Origin of the sequence: Fusobacterium sp., assembly GCF_019012925.1 — a bacterium.
Lineage (GTDB): Bacteria > Fusobacteriota > Fusobacteriia > Fusobacteriales > Fusobacteriaceae > Fusobacterium_A.
In genome coordinates this window covers 1-11,506 of the sequence record NZ_JAGIRL010000029.1, presented here as the reverse complement: position 1 = coordinate 11,506, position 11,506 = coordinate 1, and the positions used below count along the sequence as shown (strand labels likewise).

At 31.0% G+C, this 11,506-nt stretch carries 9 protein-coding genes and 1 pseudogene; 4 read left to right on the top strand and 6 right to left on the bottom strand.

The window, feature by feature from the left end; translation table 11 throughout:
• Positions 1-150, top strand: a 150-nt coding sequence (locus QZ286_RS05350) for a rubredoxin (protein WP_291255942.1), incomplete at its 5' end; no start/stop codon positions are given.
• A gap of 61 nt (positions 151-211) precedes the next feature.
• On the opposite strand, the gene QZ286_RS05345 is transcribed toward QZ286_RS05350, so the two are convergent.
• The 6 genes from QZ286_RS05345 to QZ286_RS05320 form a co-directional block, all read right to left on the bottom strand.
• On the bottom strand, positions 212-970 hold the full coding sequence (locus QZ286_RS05345; RefSeq protein WP_291255940.1) for a YdcF family protein: 759 nt from the start codon (positions 968-970) through the stop codon (positions 212-214).
• A 106-nt stretch (positions 971-1,076) separates the two neighbouring features.
• Entirely contained in the window at positions 1,077-2,111 is a 1,035-nt protein-coding gene (locus QZ286_RS05340) for a ribonucleotide-diphosphate reductase subunit beta (protein ID WP_291255941.1), read from the bottom strand.
• A complete protein-coding gene (locus QZ286_RS05335) occupies positions 2,104-4,353 on the bottom strand; it encodes a ribonucleoside-diphosphate reductase subunit alpha (RefSeq protein ID WP_291255939.1) in 2,250 nt (749 codons plus the stop codon). The genes QZ286_RS05340 and QZ286_RS05335 overlap by 8 nt, the downstream gene beginning before the upstream one ends.
• A complete protein-coding gene (locus QZ286_RS05330) occupies positions 4,353-4,556 on the bottom strand; it encodes a glutaredoxin domain-containing protein (protein ID WP_291255938.1) in 204 nt (67 codons plus the stop codon). Before QZ286_RS05330 ends, QZ286_RS05335 begins: the two co-directional genes overlap by 1 nt.
• A 173-nt stretch (positions 4,557-4,729) precedes the next feature.
• A complete protein-coding gene (gene ptsP / locus QZ286_RS05325; protein WP_291255937.1) occupies positions 4,730-6,457 on the bottom strand; it encodes a phosphoenolpyruvate--protein phosphotransferase in 1,728 nt (575 codons plus the stop codon).
• Positions 6,458-6,536: 79 nt separating this feature from the next.
• On the bottom strand, positions 6,537-6,800 hold the full coding sequence (locus QZ286_RS05320; protein ID WP_176846374.1) for an HPr family phosphocarrier protein: 264 nt from the start codon (positions 6,798-6,800) through the stop codon (positions 6,537-6,539).
• A gap of 198 nt (positions 6,801-6,998) precedes the next feature.
• Here QZ286_RS05320 and QZ286_RS05315 point away from each other — a divergent pair, with 198 nt between their 5' ends.
• From QZ286_RS05315 to QZ286_RS05305, 3 genes and pseudogenes are all read left to right on the top strand, one after another.
• Positions 6,999-8,015 (top strand): alpha-hydroxy-acid oxidizing protein, encoded by a 1,017-nt coding sequence (locus QZ286_RS05315; RefSeq protein WP_291255936.1) that lies wholly within the window; start codon positions 6,999-7,001, stop codon positions 8,013-8,015.
• A gap of 10 nt (positions 8,016-8,025) precedes the next feature.
• Positions 8,026-9,051 (top strand): annotated as a pseudogene (locus QZ286_RS05310) (asparaginase); the annotation flags it as partial.
• Positions 9,052-9,881: 830 nt separating this feature from the next.
• Positions 9,882-11,300 carry an aspartate ammonia-lyase gene (locus QZ286_RS05305; protein WP_291255934.1) on the top strand — a complete coding sequence of 473 codons (1,419 nt, stop codon included), beginning with the start codon at positions 9,882-9,884 and terminating at the stop codon, positions 11,298-11,300.
• Positions 11,301-11,506: the final 206 nt, after the last annotated feature.

Here is an 11,506-nt window from a genome sequence, read left to right as displayed (position 1 = left end):
TGTGAAGTTTGTGGATATGTTTATGATCCTGCTGTTGGAGATGTGGAGCATGGTATCCCTGCTGGTACACCTTTTGCTGAAGTATCTGAAGATTGGGTATGTCCACCTTGTGGAGCTGGAAAAAACCATTTTTCTAAAATGAAATTCTAGAACTAAAGCAACAAAGGAGAAAGTCTTACTTTACAAGTAAAATTTTCTCCTTTTTTCTATATTAATATCTTATTTTATAATAGGTATTTCCCACTGTTTCCCATAACCAAAGTTGAAATTTTAAAAAATTATAGTATTTTGGTATGTAATAAAAATTATTCTCTTTTTCTTGTGAAGCTAAGAAATTACATGGTGCTGGATAGATATTAACCCCGTCTAACTTCTTTTGAAAAATAAACATACTTCTTTTTATATGAGTTGCTGAAGTTATCAATATTACATTTTTTACTCCATCTTGTTCTAATTTTTCCTTTATTAATAGAGCATTTTCATTTGTATTCTTACTACTTTCTTCTATTATAATATCCTCTTCTTTAACTCCAAGTTCCTTAAGCTCTCTAGCATACACTGAACTCTCACTCTCTTGATTTTGTAGAGGTGTTCCCCCTGAAATATATATTTTTTTAGGATATTTTCTATAATACTCTGCTGTCTTTAAAATTCTTGTTGTTGCCAGTACTCCAGGAATGTTCCCCTCTACAGTTGTAGTTATTATTCCTCCACCGAGTAATATATATGCCTCCCCCTTTGATAGCTCCTCTTCTGATACAACTGGATAACTACTTTCTAATTTATATATCTTTTTATCTATTATCCAATCTGTAGAAGCACAATATAGTATCACACTTATAATTATTAGCACTAATCCAGATTTTTTCCTTCTATTGAAGATGTTTCCCACCCCAATAATTAATAATAGTATAATTATTAACAATGGTGATATTAATGTCATTGATATTATTTTCTCTATTAAAAACATATAACCTCCTCTAATAGTATTTAGAAAAAAAGCTACCTCTGTAAGGTAGCCTATGATCTTTATACTTCGATTATATATTAACAAATATTAAAAGTCAAGTTTTATACTATATTTCGTCCCAACCTTCAATAGAAGAGCTCATATTATAACTTGTAACAGTTCCTTCAAAAAAATTAGCCTTTACATTTCCATCTCCCTCTGTATCAGCAAATCTCTCTAAATGTTTGTATGGATTTTTACTGTATCCTTCATATATTGGTGTTAATCCAATCCCCTTAAGTCTTTCATTAGCCAACCATTTAGTATAATCCTCTGTACTCTTTTCTGTTATTCCCAAAATATTTGCTCCTATTATGTGGTTTGTCCAGATAATCTCCTGTTCAACAGCTTTTTTAAACATCTCATAAATGCTATCCTCTTGGAAAAAATTAGGATTTTCATTTTTTATCTCTTTTATCATCTGTTGAAATATAACTACATGAGAAAGTTCATCTCTATTTATCAATCTTATTATGTCAGATGTTCCCATCATCTTATTTCTACTTGCTAGTAGGTAGAAAAAATTAAATCCATTATAGAAGTACAGTGATTCCAATAGGTAATCTGCTATCATAACCTTTGCAAAATTCTCATCACTTGGATTCTCTATAAATTTTTGGTATATTTCAGCTATATAGCTATTTCTCTCAAATAATACCTTATCATCTCTCCATTTGTCATATATATAGTTTCTTGTTTCTTTAGGTAGAATAGATTCTATTATATACTGATATGACTGTGAATGTATAGCCTCTTGGAATGTTTGAATTGATAAAATCAAATTTATCTCAGGAGCTGTAATATAATCTGAAACATTTGGTATATTATTTGTTTGTATACTATCTAAAAAGATTAAAAAAGATAGTATTCCATCATATGCCTCTTTTTCATATGATGTCAAGTTATTATAATCAACTCTATCCTGTGTTAAATCTATCTTCTCTGGTATCCAAAAGTTTCCCATCATCGTTCTATAAAGATGATTAGCCCAACCATATTTTACATTATTTAAATTAAATATATTTGTACTATTTCCCTTTATAATCTTTCTTTCAGTTAGTGTGTCCACTCCCATAGGATTAAACAGTTTTTTCCTATCCACTACAACTTTCACACTCCTCTTTCTCATTAACTATATTGGTATTTTTTTGAATTGTTCTAATATAATAAACTGATTTGCACCCCTCTTTCCAAGCTGTCAAAAAAGTTTCAAATATATCTTTAGCTCTTATATTTTTATTCAAGTCAAAAAGAAGTTCCATAGATACACCTTGAGTTGTCCATTTTCCTATTCTACTCATCATTTTTACATAGATTTTTGGATCTACATTTTTAAATTCTGGATAGAACCAAGCTCTCTCCTTTAGATATTTTACAACTCTTGGTACAGCTCCCTTTTGATTTTTCTCTATAAAAAATCTTGAGAAAGTTGGATTTACAGATGCTGTTGCTCCCATCAATAAAGAAGTTGATGTATTTGGAGCCACTGCTGATAACTCTCCATTACGAATACCATATCTCTTAACCAACTCAAATACTTCCTGCCACTCTTTAGAGTATTGAGAATTATTTTCATACCATTTTTGATCTTTTTGAAAAAATACTCCTCTATCCCACATAGATCCTTCAAAGTATCTGTATGCACCTCTCTCCTTAGCTAAAAGTGCTGAAGCTTTTACTGTATAAAGAGCTATCTTCTCGTATAAAGCATCTATCTCTTCCAAAGATTCTTCATATATCATAAACTCTTTAGCCATATAGTCAGCAAGTCCCATTGTTCCTACACCGATTGTTCTATAGTGAGAATTGTGTCTATCTGACTCTAAAATCGGAGTCTCTGTTAGATCTATTGTATTATCTAAGATTCTAACTGCTATTTTTGTAATCTCCTCTAACTCCTCTTTCTCTATTTCAGCCAAATTCATAGAAACTAAGTTGCAAGTATGTACCATTCCTAGATCTACACTTCTCACTCCTTGCTCCTCTTTCTCTGATCTCTCTCTATAATTTTTGCTTGGAGAAAAATTAGAAAAGCTCTCCATACATAGATTTCCATTTCCAATCATACCCATATGTTGGTTATGATTCATTCTGTTTGCACTATCTTTAAAGAAAATATATGGCATTCCTGTCTCTATCTGTACCTTCATAATCTCTTTAAATAGTTCTCTTGCTTTTATACTCTTTTTTAATTGAAGGGTAGTATCTCCTTCTATTTCAGTGTATACTCTCTCAAATTCCTCTCCATATAGTTCACACAATTCAATACCATACTTCATTCTTATCTCATATGGATCAATCAATGTCCAGCTCTCATTATTTTCTACTCTTTTCATAAATAGATCTGAAACAACAACTTGTGGATATATATCATAAGCTTTCGTTCTTTGATCTCCATTTTCTGTCTGTAGTTCTAAAAACTTTTCAATATCCAAATGCCAAGTATCTAAGGCTACTGTAACAGCTCCAGCACGTCTCCCTTGCTGATTCACTGCAACTGCTGTGTCATTTACTATTCTTATCCAAGGAACTACTCCACCACTAGCATTATAATAACCATTTACCATTGAGTTTTTTGCTCTTATTCTAGAGATATTTACTCCTACCCCTCCACCATTTTTACTGATCTTAGCAATTGTATCTATGTTATAAAAAATAGACTCTATATTGTCATCAATAGCTGTTATAAAGCATGAAGATAGATTTCCTTGAGGTATTCTCAAGTTAGCTAAAATCGGAGTAGCTAATGATATCTTTTTCAAAGATAGAGCATTATAAAATTGTTTTGCTACTTCAACTCTGTTCTCCTCGTTTAAAGCTAACAACATTGCTATACACATAAATACTTCTTGGGGTAACTCACAAATATCTCCTCTATATTTCATCAAGTATCTATTTACCAACATATTAGCACCAGCATAATCATACAACATATCTCTCTCTGGAGCTATATAGTTTCCTAATATATCTATCTCTTCTTTAGAAAATTCCATCAATCTACTATCATAAACACCTTTTTTTGTAAGTATCTCTATAGTTTGATAAAACTTTCCATATGAAAATCCTCTTTTATGAAAGACCTCTCTTTCTGTTTCCATCATCAAAAGTCTTCCAGCTACATATGTCCAATCTGGCTCTTCAAAACTGACCATGCTAACAGCTTGATTTATTAATGTCTCCTGTATCTTTTTTGTCTTTATTCCCTCTTGATATATAGCATCTATATGGCTCTCTAACTCCACCATATTGACCTCTAATCCATCACAGGCTTTTATTAACTTCTCTCTTATTTTTTTTATATCTAATTCCTCTTTTATCCCTGCTCTATTCACAACCCATTTCATTACATTGCCTCTAAAAACTGTTCCATTGTGTAATACTGGCCATCTTTTTCTACAACAGGTGCTGACATTATTCTAGCTTTACTAGCCACAGTCATAAGAGTTTTTAAATCATCACTATATTCATAAGCTACTTTTTTCTCATCTAATATCCCTTTTATTGTTTGACATCTGCTACAATTCTCTTTTCCATATATTTTTATCATTTTTTCCTCCTAATACAATATATATTGTTTTTCTTTTTAAGTTTTTACTATATGTAGTATTATGACATAAAAGATATACTTTTTCAAGTAGTTTTTAAATTATTTTTTATCCCCTTTACAACTCCCCATAAAAAAAGAGCTACCATAACAATGGTAACTCTAAAAATATTTTTTTATCTCATGTTCTCTTTATTGAATTTTTTTACAACTTCTAAAACTTCATCTGGTGTTTTTTGTGACATTACTTCTTCTACTAAAGCCTCACATTTAGCTTTATCTAAAGACATTATATTCTTCTTAATTCTAGGTATTGAAATAGCTGACATTGAGAATGCATCTAATCCCATTCCAAATAGGATAGCTGTTGCATTTTCATCTCCAGCAAACTCTCCACACATAGATATTGTTATTCCAGCCTCATGAGCTCCTTTTATTGCCATTCTTATTGCTTCTAAAACAGCTGGATTATATGTGTTGTATAGGTGAGAAATATTTTCATTTCCTCTATCTACTGCTAATGTATATTGTGTTAAGTCATTTGTTCCTATTGAGAAGAAATCTACCTCTTCAGCAAAACTTCTAGCTCTAAAAGCAACTGCTGGAGTTTCTACCATTATTCCTAAAGCTATATTTTCATCAAATTTAGCTCCCTCTTCTCTTAACTCAGCTTTACACTCTTCTAGTATAGCTCTAGCTCTTCTTATCTCTGTAATATCCATAATCATAGGAAGCATTATTTTAATATATCCGAAAGCTGAAGCTCTTAATAAAGCTCTAAATTGAGTTTTTAAAATCTCTGTTCTATCTAGACATACTCTGATTGCTCTCCATCCAAGGAATGGGTTCTCCTCTTTTGGTAATTGCATATATGGAAGAGACTTGTCTCCACCTATATCCATAGTTCTTATAGTTACTGGCTTTCCTTCCATCTTTTCAGCAACTATCTTATAAGCTTCAAATTGCTCATCTTCAGTTGGGAATCTATCATTATTCATGAAAAGGAATTCAGTTCTATATAATCCTATTCCCTTTGCTCCATTTCTTAATAATCCCTCTATATCTTTTGGAGAACCTATATTTCCCCAAGCTCCAACTTTTATTCCATCTTTTGATACAGCTTCTTTATCTTTTAATTGTTTTAAAAGCTCTTTTTCAGCAAAGAAGTTTTCTCTCTTCTCTTGATATTTTGCAATCTCTTCCTCAGTTGGATTTATTACTATATCACCTTTTAAAGCATCTACTATAACAGTATCTCCACTGTTGACTAATGAACAAATATTTCCAGTTCCTACTACTGCAGGTAACTCTAATGATCTAGCCATAATTGAAGAGTGGGCAGTTTTTCCTCCAATTTCAGTTATGAAAGCTACTACATTTTGTAGATCAATTTGAGCAGTATCTGAAGGTGTTAAATCTTTTGCTGCTATTACTGTATTAGGTGGTAGTGATCCTAAATCTAATATCTCTACACCTGCTACGTTGTATATCCATCTCTTACCGATATCTCTTAAGTCTGCAGCTCTCTCTCTTAGGTACTCATCTTCTAAGTTAGCAAGCATTTCACAATACTCATCTATTCCTCTTTGTAATGCTGCTTCAGCACTTATCTCTTCATCATCTATGATCTCTACTACTTCATCAAATAGATCCTCATCTTCTAATAAAGTTATATGTCCATCAAATATTGCAGCTTTATCCTCACCTAATTTTTGAGCTGTTTTTTCTCTGATTTTTAGTAATTGCTCTTTTGATTTTTCTCTACCGTTTAATAATCTCTCTTTTTCACAATCAGAATCGCATTTTCTCTTATCATCAATAGTTACTTCTGCTTCTTTATATAGAAATATCTTTCCAATTGCTATTCCAGGAGATGCTTCAATACCCTTAACTATTTTACTCATATTTTTTCCCTCACAATCATTGTCAATTATTTTTTCATAAAAAAGAAGGTACTTATAAAAAGTACCTTCTGTAGTGAAATTAGTCTTTTAAGTTTGCTAGAAGGTCTCCTAATTTTTCAACTGCCTCAGCTTCGTCGGCTCCTTCAGCATATACAGTCACTTTAGTTCCTTTTTTAATTCCTAATGAAAGTAATTTTAAAAGAGAAGTCCCTTTTACTTTCTTTCCAGCTTCATTTTCAACTTCTATTTGAGAAGAAAAAGTTTTCGCTAAGCTTACAAACTCGTTTCCTGGTCTAGTATGTAATCCAGTTTCATTTGTGATTTCAACAGTTTTACTTGTCATGTTTCTTCCACCCTCTCTTAATTTGTATTAAAAAAATTCTCTTATTATCCATAGATTACTTTATTTTACATTTTTTGTCAATATTTTTTAAATTTCTATATCAACTTTTTATTAATTTGTTCTATTTCAATTGACATTGTAATTATAATGATATATCATAAAATTAGAGAATTAATAACAAAATGGTGGTGAATTCAATTGGAATTAAATACTTTAAAAGAAAACGCTAAAGAGAAAATGAAAGGATTTTGTAACTTGTGTAAGGTATGTGATGGGGTATGGTGTGCTGGAAAAGTTCCTGGAATGGGTGGAACAGGAAGTGCATCATCTTTCAAAAGAAACTACACTAAACTAAAAGAGATCAACTTAATTCTAAAGACAATTCATAATGCTAAAGATCCTATTTTAAAAACTACTATTTGGGGAAAAGAGATTGATTTCCCAGTATTAGGGGCTCCCATTACAGGTACTAAGTTTAATATGGGTGGTGGAGTTACTGAAGAAGAATACTGTGAAGATGTAATTCTTGGATGTTTAGAAGCTGGTACTATTGGTATGATTGGAGATACTGGAGATCCAACTTGCTTTGAATTTGGATTAAAAGCTATAAAAAAAGCTAATGGCTATGGGGTAGCAATTATCAAACCTAGAAGTAATGAGGAGATAATAAAGAGAATAAGAATGGCTGAGGAAGCTGGTGCTATTGCTGTGGGAGTTGACTTGGATGGTGCTGGTTTAGTTACAATGAAACTATTTGGACAACCTGTTGGCCCTAAATCTATCTCTGAACTAAAAGAGTTAGTAAGCTCTACAAAACTTCCATTTATTGCTAAAGGTATTATGTGTGTAGAGGATGCACTTGCTTGTGCTGAAGCTGGAGTTGACACTATTGTTGTCTCTAATCATGGTGGAAGAGTTTTAGACTATTGTCAAAGTAGTTGTGAAGTTTTAGAAGATATTGTTAAAGCAGTTGGGGATAAACTAACTATTTTAGCTGATGGTTCAGTTAGAGAGGGAGTTGATATCCTAAAATACCTTGCCTTAGGTGCTAAAGGTGTTCTAGTGGGAAGACCTCTTATCTGGGGATCTATCGGGGGAAGAAAAGAGGGAGTTACAACAATAGTGAACACTTTAAAAAACCAACTTGTTCAAGCTATGATACTAACAGGTTGTGAAGATGTTAACTCTGTCTCAAATAAAATAATAATAAGATAATGGAGGAGTTATGTTAGATAAAATAATGATAATTAACACTGGAGGAACTATAGGAATGGTCCATAGTGATGAAAATGATAGTAGTAGTCCTCTTCGTCCTGCCAATGATTGGAATGAGATTACTAAAGAGCATCCTATTTTGAATAGATATTCTACTGATTACTATCAATTTGATCCTCTTATAGATTCTTCAGATATGTCTCCTGATATCTGGGTGGATCTAGCTAAATTCATAGGTAAACACTATGATGAATATCGTGGATTTGTTATTTTACACGGTACTGATACTATGGCTTTTACTGCATCAGCCCTGTCTTTCATGCTAAAAAATCTAAATAAACCTGTTGTCTTAACAGGATCTCAAGTACCACTTCAATTCTCTAGGAGTGATGCTTTACAAAATCTTATAACTGCTATACATATTGCTGGAAATGAGATCTATGGAGTAAAACTTGTTCCAGAAGTTTGTATATTTTTTAGGGATACACTCTTGAGAGGAAATAGATCTAGAAAGATTGATGCTACTAATTACTTTGGTTTTGCCTCTCCTAACTATCCTACTATTGCAGAGGTAGGAGCAGATATTAGAGTTATAAAAGATAGAATCCTACCTCTATCTTCTGAAAAATTTTATATAGATCCTGTCATAAATAATGAAGTAGTCATTCTTGAATTATTTCCAGGGTTAAATCCAAGCTATTTAAAAAGTATATTTGAAACAAACAATATAAAGGGAGTTATATTAAAAACTTTTGGAAATGGAAATGCACCTACAAACAAAGAGTTTTTAGATGTTTTAAAATATATCTCCTCAAAAGGAATAGTCATTGTAGATATTACACAATGCAGTAGAGGTTTTGTTAAAATGGGACTCTATGAAGCTAGTGCTAAACTTACTGATGCTGGTGTAATAAGTGGTGTAGACCTAACACCTGAGGCTGCTGTTACAAAACTGATGTATCTTTTAGGAAAAAAACTTCCTGTAGAAGAGATTAAAAAACTTATGCAAATAGATATTTGTGGAGAGCAAACTATCAATCAATACGATTTTATATGTGATAAATTTAGAACTAATGACTATAGAACTTATGAAACAGAGGTTACTATTCCAAACTCCTTAAAAAAAGAGGATTTGATAGAAGTTGTTATAAGAGTTAAAAACATCACTAGAAAAGATCCTAATAGAGAGGGAAATATATCTGTCACTATTACTGGAGATAACTGTGTGGCTATTGAGCAACTTAAGATAGATAACTATGTCAATAAGATTTTACCAGTTGGTAAAAGAAACTTCCACGCTATATTCAATCACACTATTAAATCTCTAATTGATAAGAACGATATCTTGAAAATTAAAATTACAAGTAACATTGATATTTCAATTGAAGCAATTAAATTTTCTATATTTTCAGAATATCTAAACTAAATTTAAAACATAATTTTGGTAATTTTTATCCAAAATTATGTTTTTTTTATCTCCTCGCATAAAATTTTGGTTATTATTTGATCTTTATTTTTGTTAAAATTATATTTGAAAATATTTTTTCACTATTTATAATTTTTATAATTCAATACTATTTTCTTTGAAAAAAGTTTTTTATTTTTCCCTTATTTGAAACAATACAAGCTATTTTTCAAACATTTTTTAAAAATTTTTTTTGATAATTTATTTTTATTTTATTGAAATTTTTCATTTTTATTTTTAAAATTATTAATTTTATATATTATTATTTAATGAATATATCCAACAATAATATTTTGATATATTTTTTGAAACTAAAATCATATTTTTCGGTTGAAAAAAGATCAAAATGAAAGTATGATAATAATATATAGGAAATTTTCTAAAAGTTGGAGGAGATTAGAATGGAAAAATATAGATTAGAAAGCGACTCAATTGGTACACTACAAGTTCCTGTTGATGCTTACTACGGAGTACAATCACTAAGAGGAAAAAATAATTTTCATATTACAGGGTATGGATTAAATGATACATTTATCACTGCACTTGCTTATGTTAAAAAAGCTACATCAAGAGCAAACTTTGAAGCTGGAGTTATCTCTGAAGATGTAGAAAGAGCAATGATACAAGCTGCTGAAGAGATTATTAGTGGAAAATTTAGAGATCAATTTATTACTGATGTTATCCAAGGTGGAGCTGGAACATCAATGAATATGAATATGAACGAAGTTATAGCTAATAGAGCTAATGAAATTTTAGGTGGAGAGTTAGGAAAATATGATAAATGTCACCCTAATGATCATGTTAACTATGGACAATCTACTAATGACGTTGTTCCTACTGCTGGTAAATTAACTGTTCAGCTTTTAATAAAAGATCTACTTGTTGATTTACAATATCTATATGATACTTTACAAGCTAAGGGAGATGAGTTTGATCACGTTATAAAAATGGGAAGAACACACCTTCAAGATGCTGTACCTATAAGACTAGGACAAGAGTTTAGAGCTTTCTCTCAACCTGTTCTTAGAGATATTAAAAGAATATCTGCTGCAGTTGAAGAGCTTACTTATGTTAATATGGGAGCTACTGCTGTTGGTACTGGTATCAATGCTGATGTGGAGTATGTTAAAAATGTTGTTAGAATACTTTCAGAAGTTACTGGATTTGATTTCAAACAATCTGCTGATCTTGTAGACGGAACTAGAAACCTTGATAGTTTTGTTTGGTTATCATCAGCACTAAAAACTTGTGCTGTTAACCTATCTAAAACAGCTAACGACATAAGACTTATGGCATCTGGACCAAAAGCTGGTCTTGCTGAGATACTACTTCCACAACAACAACCTGGTTCATCTATTATGCCTGGTAAAGTAAACCCTGTTATTCCAGAAGTTTTAAACCAAGTTTGTTTCCAAATTTTTGGTAATGACATCACTATTACAAAAGCTGCTGAAGCTGGACAATTAGAATTAAACGTTTTTGAACCTGTTTTATTCTTCAATATATTCCAATCAATAGAGATCCTAAAAAATGGTATAGTTACATTTATAGAAAACTGTTTAAAAGGTATATCTGCACAAGAAACTAACTGTAAATATTGGGTAGATAGAAGTGTTGGTATAATTACAGCATTAAACCCACATATTGGTTATAAAAATGCTGCTGAAATAGCTAAAGAATCTATAAAAACTGGTGTACCTGTTGCTGAGATAGTTTTACAAAGAGGATTATTATCAAAAGAGGATTTGGATATTATCTTAAATCCATTTGAGATGACAAAACCTGGAATACCTGGTAAATCTTTATTAAAGAAAAGATAATTTATGTAATTATTCAGCTATGAGTTTTTACCAAAAATAAAAAATAGTCAGATAGAGGGAGTTTCTGAGAGTGTAAATAATTTTGTGTATTTATCATCTCTTGATTATTAATTTTTAAATTATTTTGAAGACTGAAAGGAACTAAAAACCTTTCAGTCTTTCTTCATATTCTATTGCTAATTGTCCTTTTATCAAATGCCAATCTT